This is a genomic window from Bacteroidales bacterium (assembly GCA_022647615.1).
Taxonomy (GTDB): domain Bacteria; phylum Bacteroidota; class Bacteroidia; order Bacteroidales; family UBA932; genus Egerieousia.
In genome coordinates this window covers 2,010,649-2,033,010 of record JALCKZ010000001.1, presented here as the reverse complement: position 1 = coordinate 2,033,010, position 22,362 = coordinate 2,010,649, and the positions used below count along the sequence as shown (strand labels likewise).

Below are 22,362 nucleotides of genomic sequence, written 5' to 3'. Positions count from 1 at the left end.
TCTTTTTAGTTCCCAAAGGTAGTGAAATTGTGTAAAAAAGTTGTAAGTTTGCACGGTTTTTGAGGGGGTAGGGGCGATGGTTCTGAAGGTTATTCTATCGGGAAATTAAAAGAAATTTATTTAATTAAAACACAAATATTTATGAGTAAAATTAAAGTAGGTATTAACGGTTTTGGACGTATTGGTCGCTTGGTGTTCAGAGCCGCACAGGAAAGAGATGACATTCAGATTGTAGGTATCAATGATTTGCTGGATGTAGATTACATGGCTTACATGCTTAAGTATGATACAATGCATGGCCATTTTAATGGAACAGTTGAGGTTAAGGATGGCAAATTAATTGTTAATGGAAATTCTATCAGAGTTACTTCAGAAATGGATCCTGCTAACCTTAAATGGAATGAGGTTGGTGCTGAATATGTTGTTGAGTCTACAGGTCTTTTCTTGACTAAAGAGAAGGCAGAGGCTCATATCAAAGCCGGTGCAAAGAGAGTTGTTATGTCAGCTCCGTCTAAGGATGATACCCCAATGTTTGTTTGCGGTGTAAACGCAGATAAATATGCAGGTCAGCCAATTGTATCCAATGCTTCTTGTACTACAAACTGTCTTGCTCCTATTACCAAGGTTCTTAATGATAAGTTTGGAGTAGTAAACGGTTTGATGACAACTGTTCACTCAAGCACTGCAACTCAGAAGACTGTTGATGGTCCTTCTAAGAAAGACTGGAGAGGCGGACGTGCTGCTGCCGGCAACATAATCCCTTCATCTACAGGTGCTGCAAAGGCTGTTGGAAAAGTTATTCCTGAGCTTAACGGCAAACTTACAGGTATGTCAATGAGAGTTCCAACCTTGGATGTTTCTGTTGTTGATCTTACAGTAAACTTGGCTAAGCCAACCACTTATGATGAGATTTGCAAGGCCATGAAGGATGCTTCAGAGGGAGAGTTGAAAGGTATTCTAGGATATACGGAAGATGCAGTTGTTTCTTCTGACTTCCTGGGTGATGCAAGAACTTCTATCTTTGATGCAAAAGCAGGCATTCAGATTGCCCCAACATTTGTGAAAGTTGTTTCTTGGTATGACAATGAGTGGGGATATTCAAACAAAGTTCTGGACCTTATCAAGGCTATGAGCAAGGTCAAGTAATTTTTCGTTAGTCGGTTATTAATAAACAAAGGGGTCATGATGAAAGTCAGCCCCTTTTTTGTACATTTGCGACGTTTGACGCATATTGAAATGCTTGTTAAGAGGAAAATATATCTTGGTTTTGTAGTGCTGGGTTTTATATTGTTGCTGTCCAGCGTAATTGCGATATTTGAGTTTGTATCCATGAGAAAGTCCGTTTCCAAACTGGTGACGGATAATATTGCCAGCATCAACACTTCCAGAATGCTGCTGGAGGTCACCGATGAATATAATTTTAAACTGCTTGAAGAAATGGGGGCTGATTCCCTAGCTGTTTTACCGGAAATGCCTGATATACAGAAAGATGAAAGATTTGTAAGTTTTTTGTCAGAAATAAGAAGTCAGTTTACAACTAAGGAAGAGAAGGCGATGACAGATTCAGTAAAATATGCATATGTTGCTTATGCTCATATAATTAGGGAGGCTCCTCAGGTTTGGCATACTGGTTATCAACAAAGAGGGAATTGGTACTTTGGCAAATTGTATCCTGTTTACATGCAACTGAGAATCTATATAGGGCATCTCAGTAAGCTTTCCCAGAGAGCTCTTGTTGAAAATTCCAAAAATCTTAGCGAGGGCTTTTACAGGAGTGTCATGCCGTGCGTGGTAGCAGTTGCCATAGGGATAATCCTTCTGTTGCTTTTCAATTATTATCTTAACTTTTATTTTATAAATCCTCTTGAGAGAATAACAAAGGGGATCATGCATTATAGGCAGACTAGAAAAAGTTATACCGTAAATTTGGAGAGTGATGATGAAATGCAGGAGTTGAATGACAACGTAAAAGATATTATCATAGAGAATAAGCAATTGAATAAGAAGAATAATTCAATTTTATGAGGCTTGGCGTTATTTCCAGAAACATTGGGGTTGCTTTGGTATTCAACTCATTGATGATGTTCGTCAGCGCGTTTGTCTCTGCGTGCTACGGATTTGACACATCATTTTCTCCGCTTTTTTTGAGCGGAGTTATTACGCTGGCTGCCGGAATGTTTCCCCTGATTTTTGTTAGGAGACAGGGTGATATAGGGATAAAAGAGGGGTTTGTGGTTGTGGTTTTTGCGTGGATTCTTTCTTGTTTGTTTGGGATGTTGCCATATGTTCTATGGGGTGGCGAATTTTCCCTTATAAATGCGTGGTTTGAGAGTGTGAGCGGGTACACTACAACTGGTTCCTCTATCCTGGTAAATGTAGAGGCCTTACCTCACGGGTTATTGTTTTGGAGAAGTGCAACACATTTTATAGGCGGATTGGGGGTAGTGGCCTTTATGTTACTAGTACTTCCTACGGCAAAGGATGCGTATAGCGTAAAACTTTCAAAAGTTGAAATGAGCGCTTTGTCGAAGGAAAACTACAAGTTTAAACTATTTAAAACAGCGCGGGTTATAACGATTGTTTATCTTGCGATAATTGTAGTTGAAACTCTGTGTCTTGTATTTTTTTCGCATATGAGTTTTTTTGATGCGATAAACAATTCGATGTCTACTGCCGCGACAGGTGGTTTTAGCGTTAGGAACGGGTCTATATCTTATTACCACTCTCCATCCGCTGAAGTGATAATAATAATTTTTATGTATATATCAGGACTGCATTTTGGTTTGATATATTCTTCTTTTGCAAATCATTCTATTAAAATTTTCCGCAATCCTGTTGTGAAGTTTTATACTCTTGGGCTGGTTGTGTGTTCTTTTATAATAGCAATAAATCTTCTTATAGGGGGAAGTGCGCATAGTTTTCCTACCGCCCTAAGAAATGCGGCTTTTCAGTTGACCTCAATCGCATCATGTACCGGGTTTGCTACAGATAATGCTTCCGCATGGCCGGCTTTGTCTATTCTTGTCCTATTTTATTTTACTTTTCAAGGGGCTTGCAGCGGTTCAACTGGAGGTGGTATAAAGGCTGATAGAATTTGTGTCTTCATAAGTTCCTTGAAGGCACAGTTTAGAAAACAATTTCATACAAATGCTGTGACTAGAACCAGATTGGGCAATAGAGTGTTGGAAGATGATTTTGTCTTAGATGTTAATGCCTTCATAATATTTTATATTGTAATTGTTTTTATCGTGGCTGTGCTTCTGGCATTCTGCGGCGTAAATATTCAAGATTCATTTGCCGCCTCTGTTACCAGTATGGGGAATTGCGGACTTACGCTTGCCACGTTTGGTTCTTTTGGTAATTATTCTGCATTTCCTGCATTCGGCAAATTCATTCTTACATTTGAAATGTTGCTGGGTCGTCTTGAGATATATCCTCTTTTGATGATATTCGGCGTTTACAAGTGGAAATAATGGCTGTTGATAATTATTTAACAGGCAAGATGATTAAGAGGTTCAAACTTGAGCCTACCGCATGTCAGAAGAATTTGTTTGATCAGATGTCGGCGTTTCTTTCAGCTGATCCTGAGAAGGAATGGATGATGGTGATAAGCGGATATGCAGGTACCGGTAAGACATCTGCCCTTGCTTCCTTTATTGGCGTTTTAAAGGAGTACGGATATAAATATGTACTTCTTGCCCCTACCGGCAGGGCTGCAAAGGTGTTATCAAATTTTACGGGAGAAGTTGCTAAAACTATTCATAAACAGATATATAGACAAAAGTCTCTGGCAGATGGACTGGGGCTTTTTTCCCTGGACTTTAATAAAAATAAAGAGACTGTATTTATAGTGGATGAAGTATCTCTTCTTTCTGCACAGAGTGAAAACGGTTCCATATTTGGTACAGGAAATGTATTGTCTGATTTAATAACTTACGTGCGAAATGATACTTCCAATAGATTGGTACTCACCGGAGATCCTGCGCAACTTCCCCCTGTGGGACTGGAGAAAAGTCCAGCCCTTGATTTAGATTATCTTTATAGATATACGCATAATATTAGGTCCGCCCATCTTACAAGCGTTGTGAGACAGGCGCATGAAAGCGGCATTTTATATAATGCAACTTTGCTCAGAAATGACATTGAGAGCGAGAATTTAGATGCTCCAAAATTTTGCCTTAAGAAATTTACAGATATTGAGAAGATTACCGGCGACCGTCTGATAGAGAAAATTTCAGATTCAATTGATAAGTACGGAATGGATGATGTTGTTGTTCTGTGCCGTTCTAATGCGCGCGCAAACAAGTATAATTTGGGTATTCGCGCACAGGTGCTTTACAGAGAAGAGCAGCTCTCCAGGGGAGATAAGCTGATGATTGTAAAGAATTGCTATCAGTTTGAGAATCAGTCTAAAGATTTGGATTTTATTGCAAATGGAGATGTTGCTGAACTTATAAAAATTTCCAATTATACTGAGCGCTACAATCTGCATTTTGCAAATGCGACTTTAATGTTCCCGGACTACAACAAGGCTGAGGTAAACGCAAAAATAATTTTGGATACGCTTACATCTACCTCCGCAGCTCTTGGTCCTGACCAGCAAAGAGAGCTGTATCACGCTGTATATGAAGATTATTCATCTATCGAGAATAAAAGAAAAAGAAATTCCGCAGTAAGAGAAGATCCTTTCTTTAACGCGCTGCAAGTAAAATATTCTACCGCAATTACAGGCCATAAGTCCCAGGGCGGACAATGGCGCTGTGTGTTCATAGATAATGTGTTGTGGAGAGATGATATTACGCTTGATGACAAAAAGTGGCTGTATACAGCAATAACGCGTGCTGTTGAGAAAGTTTATTTGGTTAACTTCGCAGATAAGTTCATAGAAAAATAGGGTCCTGAATTTTAAATACGATTTAAAGATTATTGTCTTATGAGAAATAAGAAACATATTTATTTGATTGCAGGCATATTATGCAGTGCAATTACTTTTGCCTCTTTTGGGGCATCTTTTGCCCAGAAGGGGAGTTCACCAGAAAGGGGAGATAGCTATTCATCTGCAAAAAAGAATTTTACATTGGAGCAGATTGCCTCCAACAACATTCCGGCTGGAGTTCTGAATAATTTGCCATTTCCGATGAAATGGTCTGATAATGACAATATTGTTTTTGCCAATTTCTCCACAAGCATGAACGAGTTCAGCTATTACAATATTAAAAGCAAGAAAAATGTGCCCATTAAAGACAAATTATATAATCCTACGGCACGCTCAAGAAAAGCTGAAAAATTTATTGCTGAATTGCAAAAAGAGAAGTTTGCGGAGAAGGGGCTGTTGTTCCATTATTCTCCCGACAGTTCAAAGATTGCATATGTTTCCGGCAACAATTTATATGTGTATGATGTTGCCTCAAAGAAGAATACACAGCTGACTTTTGATGGCAGTGAAGTTGTTCTAAACGGTTATGCATCATGGGTTTATTATGAAGAAATTTTAGGCCGACCTTCTAAGTACTGTGCTTATTGGTGGAGTCCGGACAGCAAGCATATTGCTTTTTATCATTCAGATGACAGTCAGGTTCCTATGTTCCCGATTTATGACCCTTCAAAGGCAAAGAATCAAATTCGCACTACGCACTATCCAATGGCCGGAGAGAAAAACCCTGAGGTTAAAATTGGAATTGTAAAGGCAGAGGGCGGTGCAATTACATGGGCCGATTTTAATGAGAAAGATGACCAGTATTTTGGAATTCCTTTCTGGAATGCAGATGGCAGCAGGTTTATAGTTCCTTGGATGCCAAGGGTTCAGCAGGATTTGATTTTCTATTCAGTCAATCCGCTGTCGGGAGCTAAAGAGCCAATTTATAAAGAGCATCAGAACACCTGGATTGAGTGGCCGGAGCAGATGGAGTTTACAAAAGAGGGCTTTTATATGGTAAGAGATTTCTCCATGTGGGAGGAAATTTATTATCAATCTTTTGACGGCAAGGTTTCTAAACAGATTACTGACGGCAAAAACTGGAGTATTAATTTTGTTCGCCTGGACCAGAAGAACGGCGAGTTTTATTTTACTGCAAAAAGAGAAATTAGCACTCGCGTTGATTTTTATAAAGTAAACATAAAGAGCGGTAAGATTACAAGACTTTCAGAGGGGGAATATGATTATGAGAACATCTCATTGTCTCCTGATTCAAAGCATTTTATCGCGTTTCGTTCAAATTGTTCAACCCCTAATCAGCTGGTACTTATGCCTTGCGACGGCTCAGGAAAAGTTACAATTATCGCAGATTCAAAAGGTGCTGAATTTGACAATTATAACATTGCGCTGCCGGAGATGGTTTATATTAAAACTCACGACGGTTACACAATACCTGCAAAGGTTACATACCCCGTTAACTTTGACAAGAGTAAAAAATATCCTCTCTTGATTTATATCTATGGAGGACCTAATACGCCGATGGTAGATGATGTTTTTGCGGGAGTTGGAAGAAGAACGCAATGGTGGGCATATCAGGATGTTATACAGGTTACTATGGATAACAGAGCTTCCGGTCACTGCGGTAAAGAGGGACTTAATTTCTTGTACAGAAATTTCTGGTCAGTAGAGCTGAGCGACTTTGAAGAGTGGATGCAATACTTTGATTCAAAGCCTTATGTAAATGCGGATAAAGTTGGAATAAACGGCTTCTCTTATGGAGGCAGCATGACAACTCTTTGCGTAACAGAAGGTTGCAAGTATTTTAAGTATGGAATAGCAGGAGGGGGAGTTTATGATTATTTGCTGTATGATTCACATTATACGGAGAGATATATGGATACTCCGCAGCGCAACCCGGAGGGTTACGCACGCACAAAAATGTCCGACAGAATTGCAAAGTCAGGCTATAAGGGAGATTCTTCTAACTATTTGATGCTCACACACGGAGCCGCAGATGATAATGTGCATATTCAAAATACCATTGGACTTGTGCAGGATTTGCAGAATATGGGCAAGCAGTTTGACCTGATGATTTATCCGGGGCAGCTTCACGGATACCGCGGAAAGCAGGCAACTTTCTCAGCTATATCAGATTATAACTTCTGGTATAAACATTTGCTGGATAAGGAAACCCCTCAGGTTTTGATTGATGCTTTATATAAGTAATTAGGTTCCAAGAAACATAACAATAGCATTTAGCAGCCCGATTGAAAAACGGGCTGCTGTTGTTATAGCTGCGCCAATCAGAGGAAACGGATATGTTATAATAGCAGCTACAAGCAGGTATAGAACTATCGTGACTAAAGGAATAACTGCAACATTGGCCAAAAGAAAATGCTCCGGCACGCTTCCAAAGTAGTAAAGAGTAAGCGGAAGAGTTGTTATCTGACAAGATAGAGAAATCCCTATAAGGCTGCAAATGAATATTATGCAGCCTTTTATCTTTTTTATGCTTCTTGCTCTTGGAGTATATTGAGCTTCACGTTCAGCTCTTTTCTTTGCCTTTATTTCAGGATCTTCATCTTCTCCCGTTTCATCCGCGCTATCTTCTTTTGGTTTTATTCCCATCCCTATAATTTGTTTAAAACTCTCATTTATAACAGGATATATTAAAGCAATACCTGCCACGGCTGCAAAGGAGAGCTGGAACCCTGCCTTGAAAAGTGCGGAAGGGTCTATTAAACAGATGATTAGCGCGGATATGCATAGAATATTCCATTTATCTGTTTGTCTGAATGTTATGTCTGATACCCTCCATACGGTCAGCATAATCCCGGCTCTTTGCACAGATGGGCTGAAGCCTGTGATAATTGAGTATAAGATGATTATGATAATTGTAATTGAAAGCCCGGCAAGTTTGCCCCTATAGTTTATTTTAAATGCAAAGAGCAGGGTAGTTATGATTGTCCAAATTATTCCCACATGTAATCCTGATAGGGCCAGAGTGTGCATCACCCCGGCATTTCTGTATGAGTCTTTTAGCGTTTTTGGAATCTCCGTTTTATCTCCGAGAGTAAATGCAGACATTACTGCATAATCCTCTTTATCAATTATATATGTCCTTAATTTTGTTTCCGCCTTTGTCCTTGCTTTAATAGAGAAATCTTTGATTTTTTCAATTGTTTTTTCTGGTGATGAAACATTTTGAGGCTGTCCGGAAATATAAGAATTGCTAAAAGGAGAAATCACTCCATTGAATACGCTGAATCTTTCTGCACCAAGCAAAAAGAATAAGGCAATGACGCAGCTGCTAAAATATAAATTGAATCGTGACGGCTTAAGATATGAACGCCATAAAAAATGGAGCAACAAAATTGCGGCGGCAAAAAGAAAAACTGTCGGGATTAAAAAATAAAACAAGTGATTTTCAAAAATGTGAATTCCCAGCCAACCGCCTGGCCTCATGAACATTTCAGAAACAAAAATGCCGCTCAGAAATGCGGCAGTGATTTTAACTCCCCCTCTTTTCATGCCCCTCAAATTTTGTATCTCAAAGATATTCAAATTAAACTATCTTTGCAACAGTGAAAAAAATAGCATTCATAGTAAATCCTGGTTCAGGAACAGGGAGCAAGGCGATTATTGCAGCCTATGCTCATGATGTTTTTGGGAATAATCCAGATTATCATATGGAGCTATTTAAAATGTCCAGACCAGGGGATGCTTGTGAGGCTGCCTCCGATTTTTCCAACAGCGGCTTTGATATTGTAGCCGCCATTGGAGGTGACGGTACGGTAAACAGCGTTGCTAAAGGTTTGGTGAATAAGAAGACAAAGCTCGCGATAGTTCCTGTTGGAAGCGGCAACGGACTTGCAAGGCATCTTAAAATTCCGTTGGATTATAAGCGTGCGATATCCTTGATTTTGAAGGAGAAAACCATCTCCGCGGATGCCGGGCAAATTAACGGGCAAGTGTTTTTCTGCACGGCAGGCCTTGGTTTTGAGGCTGTTATCGGGAATGCTTTTAACGCCGGAAAAGATAGGGGTTTAATTTCTTATGTAAATTTTTGCGCCAAAGAATATTTCACGTATCGTCCTGAAAATTACACCATTCAGATTGGCGGCAATTCATATAAAACAAGAGCTTTTCTGATTACTTTTGCCAATGCGGCGCAATGGGGAAATAATGCATTTATTGCCCCTGAAGCTAATATTTCTGATGGTTTGCTGGATATCATAGTATGGAAAAGCGCGCCTGTTGCCACAGTCCCTTTTTTAGCCGCAGAGCTTTTTTTAGGGACATTAAGGCACTCAAATTTGGTTGATATGTATAGAACTGAGAGCTTGCATATTATCCGGGAGAAGGAGGGACTTGTACAATTTGACGGCGAGAGCAGAATGATGGGTGCAGATATCACAGTATCAGTACTTAAGGGGGCTGTTAATATAATTGTCCCTTAATTCCTGCTTTTTTAGTTATAAATTACGATGTTTTTTCTTAAATTCGCGCAGAATTTTAAGAAAATAGCGTTTTTTATATGATCATTTTAGTACTAAACAGCGGAAGTTCTTCTATAAAGTACCAGGTGCTTGACATGAAGAGCAAAGAGGAGCATAAATTGCTTGCAAAAGGTCTTGTAGAGAGAATAGGGTTGGATGAGGGTATTATAACTCATTCAGTTCCTGGTACAGACAAGTTTAAAGTTAACAGAGTAATTCCGAATCATACAAAAGGAATTCAATATGTACTTGATTTGCTGACAGATCCGCAGCATGGAGTACTTAAGTCTTTGAAAGATATTAATGCCGTTGGTCACAGAATGGTTCACGGCGGAGAAATTTTTAATAAGAGCCGTCTTATTGATTCAGAGGTGATTAAGGGCGTTGAGGCCTGCAATCCGCTTGCACCGCTTCACAATCCGGCTTGCTTGCTTGGCGTAAAGGCTGTTACAGAGGCGCTTCCTGGCGTTCCGCAGGTTGGGGTTTTTGATACCTCATTCCATCAGACAATTCCTGATTATGCCTATATGTATGCAATTCCTTATCACTATTATAAAGAGGACAAAATCAGAAAGTATGGCTTCCACGGAACAAGCCACAGATATGTATCTGCCAAAGGGGCAAAATTTGCCGGCCTGGATTACAATAACTCCAGAATTATTACCTGTCATCTTGGTAACGGATGTTCCATCACAGCCATAAAAGACGGGAAATCAATTGATACCACTATGGGTCTTACCCCAATGGGCGGTGTCATGATGGGTACGCGCTGCGGAACCATTGATCCGAGTGTTCCTATTTATCTGATGCAGAAGTACAATTCCAGCGTTGCCGACATGGATGCAATGCTAAATAAAAAGAGCGGTTTTCTTGGAGTATCAGGAGTTTCTCCGGATATGAGGGATGTTGAAGCTGCCGCTGCAAAGGGTGATGAGCACGCTATCCTTGCTTTGAAAATGTTCCGTTATGGAATTATTAAATATGTTGGCGCTTATGCTGCTGCAATGCAGGGAGTTGACCTTATAATATTTACCGGCGGAATTGGAGAGAATGATGCCGTTACAAGAGAGGCTGTTGCAAAACAGTTTGAATTCATAGGCGTTGATTTTGACGCAGATGCAAATAAGAATATGAAGAGGGGGGAGCCTGCAATCATTTCCAAGAAAAATTCCAAAGTTATTGTTGCAGTAGTACCTACAGATGAGGAGCTTATGATTGCAACAGATACAATGGAAATTGTATCCTCAGTTAAGGGCGGAAAAAAGTAATATCTGTCGCGATAGATAAATTACTGTAAAATAGAAAGTTATATTAAGTTACTAAATAAAAAATTATAAAATTATATAATAATGATTAAAACTTTTGACCAGCTGTTTGACCAGCTGAGAACTAAGGCAAAAAAGAAATTGGTAGTTGCATGGGGCGTTGACGCTCACTCAATTACCGCAGTAAGCAAAGCAATTGATGCAGGCATAGTTGACGCCACCCTAGTTGGCGATTCAGATATGATTGCAAAAATATGCGCCGATGGTAAGATTGATATGAAGAAATTCACAATCATTGACAACAAAAATGAGATCAAATCTATCCAGGAAGCAGTAACAATGGTTCATGAGAAAAAGGCAGACGTTCTTATGAAGGGCCTTTGCAGTACTGATAAGTACATGCATGGAATTCTTAATAAGGATTGGGGTCTTCTTCCTCCAAAGGCGGTGCTTAGCCATCTGGTACTTATGGAGCATCCAAATTATCCTAAATTATTGGTTTACGGAGATATGGCCGTTATTCCTCTTCCTGAGTTCAAGCAGAAAGTTGCAATTGTTAAATATGCAGCCGGCGTTTGCAAAGAACTTGGAATTGCTCAGCCTAAGATTGCTATGATTGCTGCTACGGAGCAGATGCTTCCTGCAATGCTTGCATGTACGGAGGCTGCTCAGATAGCTAAGATGTCAGAGAGAGGACAGGTCCCGGGAATTGTTGACGGACCTCTTGCTCTTGATGTTGCAATATCTCCTGAGTGCGCTAAGATTAAGAAACTTAAGAGCGAGGTTGCAGGTGATGCCGATGCTCTTGTGTTCCCTAATATTGAGTCCGCAAATGTATTCTACAAAACTAATACTCAGCTTATGAAAGGCGTTAAGACTGCAGCCGTTGTTGTTGGAGCAGCCGCTCCTTGCGTTCTTTCCAGCCGCGGAGACAGCATTGACACTAAACTTAATTCAATAGCTCTTGCTTGCCTTCAGGCTAAGTAATTTGCTTGTTGATTTTATAGAAAAGTCTGCAGGGGAGTTTGTTTCTTCTGCGGACTTTTTTAATTTTACATTTATATAAACAGAAAAAAAGATTTAAATATGCTGATACTTGTTATTAATCCTGGTTCTACTTCTACAAAGATATCTGTGTATGATGGTATAGAGCAGGTGTTTACGAATACGCTAAGACATTCTGCAGAAGAGCTTGCAGGGTTTTCAAATGTCGTCTCACAATTTGATTTTAGAAAGAAAACCATTATCTCTGCATTAAAAGAGAATAAAATTGATACGAATGAACTCTCTGTTGTTATAGCAAGAGGCGGACTCGTAAAGCCGCTTACATCAGGAGTTTACAAGGTTAATGCCGCAATGCTGGAAGACCTTAGGAATGGGCTTGGCGGAGAGCATGCAAGCAATCTTGGCGGGTTGATTGCGGATGAGATTGCAAAAGATGTTTCCAAAAATACCGGCAGGGAGGTATCCGCCTTTATAGCAGATCCTGTTGTCGTAGATGAAATGGATGCTATTGCAAAAGTTTCCGGCAACGCTGAGATTACAAGAGTTTCCATTTTTCATGCGCTTAACCAAAAGGCTATTGCTAAGAGGTTTGCAAAGGAGAACGGAAAAAAATATGAAGATTTGAATTTGATAGTTGCTCATCTTGGCGGGGGAGTTTCCGTTGGCATGCATAAGCATGGAAAGGTTGTTGACGTTAACAATGCTCTAGATGGAGAGGGACCTTTTTCTCCAGAGAGAAGCGGCGGACTTCCTGCAGGTCAGCTGGCCGAAATTTGTTTTAGCGGGAAATATACAAAGGGGGAAGTGATGAAAATGATAAACGGCAAGGGTGGTATAATGTCATACCTTGGAACCAATTCATTTCTAGATGTTTCCAATGCTGCAAAGGCGGGAGATAAAAAATCTGCTTTTATTATTGATGCCTTTGCATATCAGCTTTCTAAAGAGATAGGTTCTCTTGCAACTGTTGTAAATGGAAAGGTTGATGCCATACTTGTAACCGGCGGAATAGCTTATAATAAGGCTGTTACGGATAAGGTGGCGGAGCGTGTGAAGTTCATTGCCCCTGTTTTTGTTTATCCCGGAGAGGATGAGATGGGAGCCCTTGCGCAAAATGCCTATTCTGTTTTGACAGGAGAAGAAGAGGCTAAAAATTATTAATAATCCCGACAGTTTACTTAATCTAAAATGAGTTATATTTTCTCCGCCCGCGCTCCTTATAGAACTACGGGCGGATTATTTTTTTTGGTGGCCTTGCTTTTATTTGCTTCAGGTTGTAAAAATTCTTCAAGGTCTGATAAACAAGGCGTTGCATCGGATATGCAAAATGACGGAGCATCTGTCGGGAGTACAATAAAGTACTCGGAATACCTGAAAATAGAGGGAGATACCATTGTCTCAATTAATGAATGGGAGGGAAAAAAGTCTGTCTCTGAGACTTTTGTAATGGTGCCAAGAGATTCTGAAAAAATTCTTGCGGAAAATAAGAATGCTATCCCGGTTCCAATCAGGAGCTGCGTTTGCATGTCAACTTCCTATCTGGCTTACTTAATCTTCTTGGAAAGGCAGATTGCGTCAAGGCATTGAGCGGTACTCAATTTGTTTATAATGAGAATGTTAAAAAATTGATATCTGAGGGTAAAATTGCAGATATCGGAGCAGAAACTGCTCCAAATTATGAGAAAATAATGTCTCTTAAGCCAGATGTAATTTTTGTATACGGCATAAGCGGAAATGATAACACGTACATAGAAAAACTTCGTCATCTTGGTTTAAGGGTAATTCCTATTAATGATTATTTGGAGAGGACTCCGCTTGCAAAAATGGAGTATTTAAAACTTTTTGGACTTCTTACTGGCAGCGCGCAATTTGCGGATTCTGTTTTTGAAGCCAGGGCCGGAGAGTATTTAAAGATAAAGAATGAATGCGCTAAAGCATTGAGCGATAAACATATAAAAAGGACAAGAGTTTTGCTTAACATGCCTTTTAAAGGAATATGGTATGTCCCCGGAGGAAAGAATTATACCTCTAATTTGATAAAAGATGCGGGGGGCGATATTCTTGGAACAGACCCTGAAGGGAGCAGTTCCGCTCAGCTTGGCTTTGAGAAAATTTATGCCCTTGCGGCTCATGCCGATATTTGGCTTCACCCAAATACCGTCTCTACTTTTGCTGCTCTTGCGGCAGATAACCCGCTGTATAAAAACATTCCCGCCTTTGCAAAAAAGCAAGTTTACAATAACACAAAGCGCAGCACGCCAGGCGGAGGAAGTGATTTTTGGGAGGATGGAGCTGTTGAGCCTCAGGAGATTCTGAAAGATTTAATTCAGATTATGCATCCGGAAATTGCGCAAAAGGGGAGGGACCTTAAGTATTATATACGGCTTAAATAATTGTCTTGTTGCAATCTTGTTTGGCATCCTGCATGATTTTATTCATAATGTTTAACTTTGTTCCAGATGGAAAAATATCAAATAGCAATTATCGGCGGAGGAGCTGCCGGACTTTTTGCTGCCGCTTATGCGGTGAAGTACATTAAAGAGCATCCTGAATTTTTACCCTCCGGAAGTCTCCGCAGAATTGTTCTGCTGGAAAAGGAAGAACGTTGCGGACGCAAGATAAATATCACAGGCAAAGGGCGTTGCAACATTACAAATACAAGAATGTGGGATGAATTCGCCCCTCATATACATCCTCAGTCAAACTTTTTAAGGAGCGCTTTCTATAGCATGAGCACTGCTGATACAATGAGTTTTTTTGAGGGCATCGGACTTCCTCTTGTGGTTGAACGCGGACAAAGAGTATATCCAAAAAGCATGCGTGCGGCAGATGTGACTGACGCTTTAATGAACTATATATCAGTAGATTTTGTTAAAGTATTTACAAGATGTCCTGTGGAAAAAATAGAGAAAGATGAGGGTGCTTTTGTTATTTCAGCTAAGTGCGGCAAAATAAATGCGGATAATATTATCATCACGACAGGCGGTCTCTCTTATCCTCTAACAGGCTCAACCGGAGATGGTTACAAATTTGCAGAATCTTTTGGGCATTCAGTTGAAAAATGCTTTCCTTCACTTACTGCTCTTGTTCCAAAAAATTATTTTCAAGATTTAAAAACGGAGGCAGATTACAGCGTCTCATCTGACAGAATATTTTCTCAGACAGGAAAATCTCTTAATGGTCTTGAGCTTAAAAATGTCTCCGCAAAGCTTATTGTTAACGGAGCTGTTGCCCAGGAAGAGTTTGGAGATGTGAATTTTACAGATGGAGGTATAGAGGGGCCGATTATTTTTAGGATAAGCCGCAGAGCGGTGGAGAACATAATTAACGGACAGAAAGTCCAGGTTGTTTTAGACCTCAAGCCTGCTCTCTCTTTGCAGCAGCTTAATGCAAGAATTGAGAGAGAAATGGGTTCTCTTTCATCTGTGGTTTACGGACGGTATCAGGCAAAGAACAGTATAAATAGTTCAAATCCAAACACTTTAAGGTATCTCCTTAACAGAATGCTTCCAAAGCAGCTGATAAAACCCTTCATGGACATGTCAAAAGATTTATCAGTTAAAACTCTGCCGGAGAGGCTAAAAGAGCTGAAATTTGAGATTGTCTCTTTTGTGGGGTATGACAGATGTGTTGTTACTGCAGGCGGAATTTCATTGAAAGAAGTTTCTCACAAAACAATGGAATCAAAACTTGTTAAAGGATTGTATTTTGCCGGAGAAGTGCTTGATTTAGATGGAGATACCGGAGGATATAACTTGCAGACCGCTTTCTCCACCGGTGCGTTGGCAATGCAAAATTGTCTTAACGGATTTGCGAAAAAAAGGCGATTCTAGCAAATAAAAGAAATTGCAATTTCTCCGTAGCTGATTTTTTCTCCGCTCTTATGGGTGCTTGTGTCAATATGCTTGATTTCAGGCATTTCTACTGAAATAATATCTCCTGTCCTCAGCGACAGATATTGTGATGCTCTCTCTACCATTTCATCAAAATCATTTGAGCTGAGGCCATTTGCGTATTTATTAAAATCAAATTGTCCTCTGCCTGTGCATTTTGATAAAAAAGTGCTATTGTCTAAAGAATTATACATCAGGGATTTATATTGTTCAGACAATCCGGCCTCCGTGAGAATTTAATGAGGCAGGATTTTCTCCGCAGATGTGTATTCCATATCCTAAGCAGGAGTAGTGGCGGCCTGCAAATTTTTGTCCAATGGATTTTCCGGCTCTTTCTATCTTAAGATAGGCAAGCGGCACTACGGAAAAATTCAAAATTCCGTCGGGAGCATAAAAGCTATCACCCTCAGACACAGATGTATCCGGTCTTACGTAAAACTGCTTTAATCCCAACGGGAAAGTGAAAATATTCATTGATAAATTACAATGATATTGCTAGCGATATTTGTCCGGATGTAATTTGATGTCTGTCAGCACTTTTTTAGTGTCCAGCGTAAAATCTCCCTGTTCCATCCATGCAAAATAGCTTGGCTCATGTGATAAAACATCAACTACAAGTTTTCCCTTGTGCTTTCCAAAATTGAATATGGCCTGGCCGTTTTCATTCACGATGATGCGTCCTGCATAATCCAAAAATTTTGAACGCGTAGAAAAATCTGCAAGCATTTCTACATCATTCTTTAAAGTATCAGGGTATTTATCTAGCTGAGCTTTAAGTACTTCATAAGTTGCTACAGTATCCGCCTCCGCTGAATGCGCCTTCTCCAAATCTTTGTGACAATAAAACTTGTACGCAGCGGAAAGCGTTCTCTGCTCCATTTTATGGAAGATGTTTTGCACATCAACCAAGTGTCTTTTGTGAAAATCAAAATCCACTCCGGCGCGCAGGAACTCCTCCTCCAGCAAAGGGATATCAAACTTCATGGAGTTGTATCCGGCAATATCGCAGCCGCTCATCCACTGAGCCAGAGATTTTGCAACCTCTTTAAACTTAGGACAATCCTTTACATCTTCATTTGAAATGCCGTGGATTTTTTGAGCTTCCGGAGATATAGGAATCTCAGGATTTATCCTTCTTGTTTTAATGTCTTTGCTTCCGTCAGGCATAACCTTGACGCAAGAAATTTCAACAATACGATCCTTGGCAACGTCAAGGCCTGTGCTCTCTATGTCAAAAAAAAGGAGAGGATTTTTTAAATTTAATTCCATGTTAGCTGTTGATTCTCATAGGCATAAGCAAAGCGCATATCTCTTCCTCCGGCTCTGTTTGAACGGCCGGCTGAATTAGAGCAGCCTTTGTAGGGTCAGCAAGCTTAATGCAAATTTGGTCATAAGGAAGATTGCTTAGAATCTCAATTAGGAACTGAGATTTAAATCCTATGGCCATTGTATCTCCGCTGTATTCGCAACCTATGGTCTCGTTTGCGCTCATTGAGAAATCCAAGTCTTGCGCAGTAATATTCAACTTATTCTCTGCAACATTAAAAACTATTTGTCCTGTTGCCTGGTTTGCACAAACGGCAACACGTCTTGTGGCATTCAAAATATCTGCTCTTGAGACAGTTATAATGTTGGTGTTATTCTTTGGAATGACTGTTTTGTATGCAGGGTAGGTGCCTTCTACAAGACGGCAAACAACAAGCTGCTGTTCAAATTTGAAGAACGCATTCTTTTTATCAAATGTTATAACTACTTGCTCATCAGATAGTCTGGCAAGGTTGTTCTTTAAAATATTTGCAGGTTTTTTAGGCAGGACAAATGAACAGCTCTCGCTGCATTTAACATCATTTCTCTTATAGCAAACCAGCTTGTGGGCGTTAGATGCAACTAGGGTTGTGGATTTGGAAGTGATATCAAAGAAAATTCCGTTCATTATTGGTCTAAGTTCCTCCTCTGCAGTAGCATAGATAGTGCTGTTAATGCCATCTGCAAGAACATTTGCGGAAACTTCAATCTTCTTGGCATCTGCAAGCGCCGGAAGTTCAGGATAATCGTCAGGCTGAACGTAAGGAATATTGGCCGTACCGTTTGCCCATGTTATAGTTACATTGTTCTTATCTTCATTAGTAATGAATTCAACCGGCTGTGTCGGAAGCTCTTTGAATGAGTTAGTTAACAAGACTGCAGGAACCGCAATTCTACCTCCCTCCTTAACATCCTCTATTGTCAACATGGTCTTAAGAGTAGTCTCCTGGTCAGAAGCCGTAATTGTTAGATTATTGTTTTCATCTAATTCCAAAAGGAAATCTTCTAGAATCGGAATAGGCGGCTTTGGAAGAATAACTCTTGACACTGACAATAATGCCTGTAAAAAATCTGTGCTTGTAGTTGTAAACCTCATGATATTTTCTTTTAAATTTTAGTTAACAAATATAGTAATAATTGGCCTATTTTCCCCGTTTGGCAAGCTCTTCTGCCACTGTGCGTCTGAAATCAGGAATGGAGATAGGCTTGCTAACATACGTGTTGCATCCGGCGTTTATTGCATTTATTTTGTCCTGCTCAAATGCAAACGCAGTAACGGCAACAATAGGGACTTCTTTGTTAAACTCCCTGATTTTTCTTGTAGCCTCAAGTCCGTCCATGCGAGGCATCTGCATATCCATCAAAATCAAATCTGGATTAAGAGATTTGCATTTTTCTACAGCCTCTATTCCGTCTAATGCCCTCTCAATTCTGTAGAGTTTCTTTAGCATGGAATTTTCCAAAATGAAATTGCTGTCTGTGTCTTCTGCTATGAGTACCAGTGCATTAAGACTCTCATTAGCAGCGCATCCGCTCTGATTTTTCTCTGTCTCCATAATATTGCTCTCCTGTTTTATGATATTAGTATTATTTGCTGATTTGTTTACTGCAGGCAGGATAAACCAGAAAGAAGAACCCTTTCCTTCTTCTGATTCTACGCCAATTTCTCCCCCCATCTTCTCAATAATAGTGCTGCAAATGGCCAATCCCAATCCAGTTCCCTGTACAAATCTATTAAGTTTTACAAAACGGTCAAAAATTTTCTTCAAATTCTCTTTGCTTATGCCAACTCCGGTATCAGTGATATGGAACCGTATATGCTCTTTGTCAATCCATTTATAGCCAAGTTTAATATTGCCGCTTCTGGTATATTTTATTGCATTATTAAACATGTTAGTTATCAGCTGCATAAGCCGGCTTCTGTCTGTATTTATAACGCACTCCGGCAGCTGTTCATCAAATATCGCCTCAACGTTGTTTTTAATCTTTAGCTTTTCTGATTTTATTATGCTCAGGCACAGTCCGTTAACGTCAACATCCTCATAATGTAAATCTACCATGCCGGCCTCCATCTTGGACAAATCCAGGATATCGTTAATAAGGTTCAGCAGCAAATCATTGTTTTCATGTATGATTTGCATGTATTGAGTTTTCTCCTCCGCATCGTCGCTTGTTGTGATAAGATCAGAGAACCCCACAATGGCATTCAGAGGAGTCCTGATTTCATGGCTCATGTTGGCAAGGAATGAGCTCTTAAGTTTATCCATTGCCTCCGCTTTCTCCTTTGCCGCGGTAAGTTCCTGCTGATTCTCCTTAAACGCTGTAATATCGTAATTTACGCCGGTAACCTCTAGGCGTTCGTTATCTAGATATTTACTTACTAGAAGATTCTTATATATCCAGTTCCACTTGTCTTGGTATCCAGGCCGTTTAATTCTTATTTCTCCTGAGAAACTGTTTACTTTTCCCGCTTTTGCTTTTTCAAAGAAATCCAAAATCTTCTCCCTGTCCTCCGGATGCATGTGATTATATACTCCAACTATTTGATTTAAAGGGGTATTCTCATCTTCACCCATGTTCCTGAACCACTGTTTTACAGCATATCCCTGGTGGGTGTACAAATCCATTTTGGCGTAACCTATTTTTGCATAATCGGAAATCAAAGAGAAGAAATTTTCAAAGTCATGAACTTTGTCAACTGCTACAAGATGGTCAGAATCTTCCAGACATATAAACAGATAACCGGCATGCACGGCCTTTTCATCATAAAGTTTAATCAGCCTGCAGTGCATGTTTACAATGCCGTGTCTTAATGTTTTGTAGTCATCAACTTTGTCGAAATCATAATCAACATTAAAATCTACATTTTCCGCAGCCAAAATTGCCGCCTTGTTGCTTTCGCTCAAATTCCTGTCGTTTAGGAAGCAATATCCGCTTCTTCTTACATCATTTATAGATGTAAGACCAAATGTTGCCATGAATGATTTATTCATATCTTTCATGTTGCCATCAGCGTCATATATGGCCTCTCCGATAGGTATGTTTAAAAATATATCCTTGAAAAGCTTATTCGCACGCACAGCATCCTCCATAGCCTTCTCTTTCTCTGACGTATCAACGTGAAACTCAACAAGTTCTCCGCTTTCTGTTTTGTACATTACTGAGTGGCAAAACTTTCCGGACGGTTCTATATTATCATACTCATATAGCTCCCCCGTATCATAGACATGCTGCATTATGGCAGCCCTCTGTTTAACAAATTCTTTGTCGTGATTTGCGGAACCAAGGGAACCAGGTCCCGAGCCCTCACATCCCATCAATATAAATCCAGCCCTGTTGCCCTCTTTTATCAGATAATCAACTATTTTGCCATCCGCATTAAAGATAGGGGTAAGCCTCCCGTATCCGACCGGCATGCGCCTTACCAGTTCCTCTTTATAAAGTTCTCCTCTCTTGTTGTGAGCTCTAACTCTGTTAAGTTCAATGTTTAAGCTTAGTATGCTCCCGACGGAACGCATCCACAAATAATCCTCATTGTTCCAATAATGAGAGTGGGCAATGCAGTCCACTCCAAAATACCCCCAAACTCTTTTTGAATTTACAAGTGGGATGAACATTATGGATTTAATTCCTATTTTGTCAAATATATGTTTCTCATTTTTAGCATTTTCCGGAAGATCGGAGGCCATGTTAAGGATAACAGGCTTTTTAGAAAGAATCATAGAGGATAACCAGGAAAATTGAGAAAAATCAATATTGTTAAATTGCGATTTTAAATCCGGAGCTCCCTCTATTTTTACCTCGCTTATGCAAGTTTGTGTCTTGCCGTTATCGCCAAATTCAAACATCCACGCATTGCATGCGCCATGAAAATCCAGAAGACTTTCAAGAATCTTTGTAATAATGACATCCTCTTTTTCATCTGTTAAAAACTCTGAGAGATAATTAGATATCTTATCCAGATGCTCAATGAATCTATAATTGTTCTCTTGTAAAGAGGCTTTTTCTATGTATTCATCCGGCGGCACTACCTGCACAACTCCAAAACTTCCTCCGCCATCCTCTTCCTTCATATCGTAGCACAAATGCGTTCTTATCCATGCTTCTCCCGTTGGAGTTATCACGGGGAATTTTCTATCATAGAAATCCCTTCTAATAGTTGAGAATTCCTTGAACTCTTTAATTACAACATCTCTGTAATCCTCTCTGAAACACTTGATAAACTCTTCAAATGGCAGCACATTGCTCTTTGCCCCAATTAAATTCTTAAGATTATCTGAGATTAAATATTGTTTGGTTTTCAGATTTGACTCCCACCAGCCAGTCTGCCAATATGCAGACATGTCTCTATACCTGTCTATATCCGACCTTTCGGAGTTGCGAGGCTCTTTTTTATCTTCCATGTTGAGATATTATTAATCTTGGCATCCCATTTGAGCGATAAAGCATCAAAATCAGGCAAATATAATAATTATTTGACGTATATAGGATTGAAGTCCCAATAAAAAATTGTCCATTTTATTGTAACAATTATGGCGGGTTCTTCGTATAAAAGTCGCAAGTCTAAATAGACGGCAATTCACAGGAGTTATATTTTATGAGACAGTTAAAGATTACAAAGTCTATCACCAACAGGGAAAGTGCCTCTTTGGATAAGTACCTTCAGGAGATAGGAAGAGAGGAGCGCATCACAATAGAGGATGAGGTAGAACTGGCGCAACGCATTAAGAAAGGTGACCAGGCTGCGCTGGAAAAATTGACAAGAGCAAATCTTAGATTTGTGGTATCTGTTGCAAAACAGTATCAGAATCAAGGACTTAGCTTGCCGGACTTGATAAACGAGGGCAACCTTGGACTTATTAAAGCGGCTGAAAAATTTGATGAAACAAGAGGTTTTAAATTTATCTCTTATGCAGTGTGGTGGATTAGGCAATCAATCCTTCAGGCTCTTGCGGAGCAATCAAGAATTGTAAGACTTCCGCTTAACCAGGTTGGTTCTCTTAATAAAATCAATAAGGCGCTAAATAAATTTGAGCAGGACCACCAAAGGATGCCATCTGCTGAGGAGTTATCTGACATACTAAATATTCCAAAAGAGAAGATAGCAGATACCCTTAGAGTTTCCGGCCGTCATGTTTCTGTTGATGCTCCGTTTGTTGATGGAGAGGATAACAGCTTGCTGGATGTTCTTCCTAATAATGATTCTCCATCAGCTGATAAAGGCCTTGTAAATGAATCTCTTAACAAAGAGATTGAAAGGGCGCTTTCCACTCTTACGGAGAGAGAGAGAAATATTGTAAAGTATTTCTTTGGAATAGGATGCCAGGAAAAAACACTGGAGGAAATTGGAGAAACTTTCAATCTTACAAGAGAGAGAGTAAGGCAGATAAAAGAGAAGGCTATCAGAAGATTGCGCAATAGTGCAAGGAGCAAGCTTCTTAAAAACTATCTGGGATAAAATATTTTCTATTGATATCTGT

19 protein-coding genes are annotated in these 22,362 nt (G+C 39.8%); 13 read left to right on the top strand and 6 right to left on the bottom strand.

Annotation, left to right across the window (positions count from 1 at the left end):
• The first annotated feature begins 141 nt into the window (after positions 1-141).
• The 5 genes from gap to LKM37_08825 all read left to right on the top strand — a co-directional run bounded on the left by gap (position 142) and on the right by LKM37_08825 (position 7,141).
• Positions 142-1,146, top strand: coding sequence for a type I glyceraldehyde-3-phosphate dehydrogenase (gene gap, locus LKM37_08845; GenBank protein ID MCI1721092.1), 1,005 nt, complete (start codon positions 142-144; stop codon positions 1,144-1,146).
• 75 nt (positions 1,147-1,221) lie between these two features.
• On the top strand, positions 1,222-2,025 hold the full coding sequence (locus LKM37_08840; protein MCI1721091.1) for a hypothetical protein: 804 nt from the start codon (positions 1,222-1,224) through the stop codon (positions 2,023-2,025).
• Positions 2,022-3,473, top strand: coding sequence for a TrkH family potassium uptake protein (locus LKM37_08835; GenBank protein MCI1721090.1), 1,452 nt, complete (start codon positions 2,022-2,024; stop codon positions 3,471-3,473). Before LKM37_08840 ends, LKM37_08835 begins: the two co-directional genes overlap by 4 nt.
• On the top strand, positions 3,473-4,894 hold the full coding sequence (locus LKM37_08830; protein ID MCI1721089.1) for an AAA family ATPase: 1,422 nt from the start codon (positions 3,473-3,475) through the stop codon (positions 4,892-4,894). The genes LKM37_08835 and LKM37_08830 overlap by 1 nt, the downstream gene beginning before the upstream one ends.
• 39 nt (positions 4,895-4,933) lie before the next feature.
• Positions 4,934-7,141 carry a S9 family peptidase gene (locus LKM37_08825; protein MCI1721088.1) on the top strand — a complete coding sequence of 736 codons (2,208 nt, stop codon included), beginning with the start codon at positions 4,934-4,936 and terminating at the stop codon, positions 7,139-7,141.
• Here LKM37_08825 and LKM37_08820 read toward each other — a convergent pair whose 3' ends face one another.
• Entirely contained in the window at positions 7,142-8,446 is a 1,305-nt protein-coding gene (locus tag LKM37_08820; GenBank protein MCI1721087.1) for a ComEC/Rec2 family competence protein, read from the bottom strand.
• Between the two features lie 53 nt (positions 8,447-8,499).
• On the opposite strand from LKM37_08820, the gene LKM37_08815 reads away from it, so the two are divergent.
• The 7 genes from LKM37_08815 to LKM37_08785 all read left to right on the top strand — a co-directional run bounded on the left by LKM37_08815 (position 8,500) and on the right by LKM37_08785 (position 15,517).
• Positions 8,500-9,375 carry a YegS/Rv2252/BmrU family lipid kinase gene (locus tag LKM37_08815; protein MCI1721086.1) on the top strand — a complete coding sequence of 292 codons (876 nt, stop codon included), beginning with the start codon at positions 8,500-8,502 and terminating at the stop codon, positions 9,373-9,375.
• A gap of 77 nt (positions 9,376-9,452) precedes the next feature.
• Entirely contained in the window at positions 9,453-10,682 is a 1,230-nt protein-coding gene (locus LKM37_08810; GenBank protein ID MCI1721085.1) for an acetate kinase, read from the top strand.
• Positions 10,683-10,763: 81 nt separating this feature from the next.
• Positions 10,764-11,666, top strand: a complete 903-nt coding sequence (locus LKM37_08805) for a phosphate butyryltransferase (protein MCI1721084.1) — start codon at positions 10,764-10,766, stop codon at positions 11,664-11,666.
• Positions 11,667-11,765: 99 nt separating this feature from the next.
• Positions 11,766-12,845 (top strand): butyrate kinase, encoded by a 1,080-nt coding sequence (gene buk, locus LKM37_08800; protein MCI1721083.1) that lies wholly within the window; start codon positions 11,766-11,768, stop codon positions 12,843-12,845.
• A gap of 27 nt (positions 12,846-12,872) precedes the next feature.
• Positions 12,873-13,271, top strand: a complete 399-nt coding sequence (locus LKM37_08795; protein ID MCI1721082.1) for a hypothetical protein — start codon at positions 12,873-12,875, stop codon at positions 13,269-13,271.
• Positions 13,268-14,077, top strand: coding sequence for an ABC transporter substrate-binding protein (locus tag LKM37_08790; GenBank protein MCI1721081.1), 810 nt, complete (start codon positions 13,268-13,270; stop codon positions 14,075-14,077). Before LKM37_08795 ends, LKM37_08790 begins: the two co-directional genes overlap by 4 nt.
• A 66-nt stretch (positions 14,078-14,143) precedes the next feature.
• The gene (locus LKM37_08785) at positions 14,144-15,517 is read left to right on the top strand and encodes an aminoacetone oxidase family FAD-binding enzyme (protein MCI1721080.1); all 1,374 of its coding nucleotides are present in this window, start codon (positions 14,144-14,146) and stop codon (positions 15,515-15,517) included.
• Here LKM37_08785 and LKM37_08780 read toward each other — a convergent pair.
• From LKM37_08780 to LKM37_08760, 5 genes are read right to left on the bottom strand one after another with little or no spacing between them, the layout of a single operon-like run.
• Positions 15,514-15,771 (bottom strand): hypothetical protein, encoded by a 258-nt coding sequence (locus LKM37_08780; protein ID MCI1721079.1) that lies wholly within the window; start codon positions 15,769-15,771, stop codon positions 15,514-15,516. The two genes, LKM37_08785 and LKM37_08780, sit on opposite strands and share 4 nt — an antisense overlap.
• A 16-nt stretch (positions 15,772-15,787) precedes the next feature.
• The gene (locus tag LKM37_08775; protein MCI1721078.1) at positions 15,788-16,051 is read right to left on the bottom strand and encodes a hypothetical protein; all 264 of its coding nucleotides are present in this window, start codon (positions 16,049-16,051) and stop codon (positions 15,788-15,790) included.
• Between the two features lie 21 nt (positions 16,052-16,072).
• On the bottom strand, positions 16,073-16,846 hold the full coding sequence (locus LKM37_08770) for a 3'-5' exonuclease (GenBank protein MCI1721077.1): 774 nt from the start codon (positions 16,844-16,846) through the stop codon (positions 16,073-16,075).
• A gap of 1 nt (position 16,847) precedes the next feature.
• Positions 16,848-17,978, bottom strand: a complete 1,131-nt coding sequence (gene dnaN, locus LKM37_08765) for a DNA polymerase III subunit beta (GenBank protein ID MCI1721076.1) — start codon at positions 17,976-17,978, stop codon at positions 16,848-16,850.
• Positions 17,979-18,024: 46 nt separating this feature from the next.
• On the bottom strand, positions 18,025-21,285 hold the full coding sequence (locus LKM37_08760) for an ATP-binding protein (GenBank protein MCI1721075.1): 3,261 nt from the start codon (positions 21,283-21,285) through the stop codon (positions 18,025-18,027).
• A gap of 194 nt (positions 21,286-21,479) precedes the next feature.
• On the opposite strand from LKM37_08760, the gene LKM37_08755 reads away from it, so the two are divergent.
• Positions 21,480-22,340 (top strand): RNA polymerase sigma factor RpoD/SigA, encoded by an 861-nt coding sequence (locus tag LKM37_08755; GenBank protein MCI1721074.1) that lies wholly within the window; start codon positions 21,480-21,482, stop codon positions 22,338-22,340.
• The last annotated feature ends 22 nt before the right edge of the window (positions 22,341-22,362 follow it).

Excerpts from the sequence above, each read along its gene's own strand:
- buk (MCI1721083.1), top strand. The coding sequence starts at position 11,766 with ATGCTGATACTTGTTATTAATCCTGGTTCTACTTCTACAAAGATATCT.
- LKM37_08835 (MCI1721090.1), top strand. The coding sequence starts at position 2,022 with ATGAGGCTTGGCGTTATTTCCAGAAACATTGGGGTTGCTTTGGTATTC.
- LKM37_08785 (MCI1721080.1), top strand. The coding sequence starts at position 14,144 with ATGGAAAAATATCAAATAGCAATTATCGGCGGAGGAGCTGCCGGACTT.
- LKM37_08830 (MCI1721089.1), top strand. The coding sequence starts at position 3,473 with ATGGCTGTTGATAATTATTTAACAGGCAAGATGATTAAGAGGTTCAAA.
- LKM37_08755 (MCI1721074.1), top strand. The coding sequence starts at position 21,480 with ATGAGACAGTTAAAGATTACAAAGTCTATCACCAACAGGGAAAGTGCC.
- LKM37_08795 (MCI1721082.1), top strand. The coding sequence starts at position 12,873 with ATGAGTTATATTTTCTCCGCCCGCGCTCCTTATAGAACTACGGGCGGA.
- dnaN (MCI1721076.1), bottom strand. The coding sequence starts at position 17,978 with ATGAGGTTTACAACTACAAGCACAGATTTTTTACAGGCATTATTGTCA.
- LKM37_08805 (MCI1721084.1), top strand. The coding sequence starts at position 10,764 with ATGATTAAAACTTTTGACCAGCTGTTTGACCAGCTGAGAACTAAGGCA.
- LKM37_08760 (MCI1721075.1), bottom strand. The coding sequence starts at position 21,285 with ATGGAAGATAAAAAAGAGCCTCGCAACTCCGAAAGGTCGGATATAGAC.
- LKM37_08770 (MCI1721077.1), bottom strand. The coding sequence starts at position 16,846 with ATGGAATTAAATTTAAAAAATCCTCTCCTTTTTTTTGACATAGAGAGC.
- LKM37_08825 (MCI1721088.1), top strand. The coding sequence starts at position 4,934 with ATGAGAAATAAGAAACATATTTATTTGATTGCAGGCATATTATGCAGT.
- LKM37_08820 (MCI1721087.1), bottom strand. The coding sequence starts at position 8,446 with ATGAAAAGAGGGGGAGTTAAAATCACTGCCGCATTTCTGAGCGGCATT.
- LKM37_08810 (MCI1721085.1), top strand. The coding sequence starts at position 9,453 with ATGATCATTTTAGTACTAAACAGCGGAAGTTCTTCTATAAAGTACCAG.
- LKM37_08775 (MCI1721078.1), bottom strand. The coding sequence starts at position 16,051 with ATGAATATTTTCACTTTCCCGTTGGGATTAAAGCAGTTTTACGTAAGA.
- gap (MCI1721092.1), top strand. The coding sequence starts at position 142 with ATGAGTAAAATTAAAGTAGGTATTAACGGTTTTGGACGTATTGGTCGC.
- LKM37_08780 (MCI1721079.1), bottom strand. The coding sequence starts at position 15,771 with ATGTATAATTCTTTAGACAATAGCACTTTTTTATCAAAATGCACAGGC.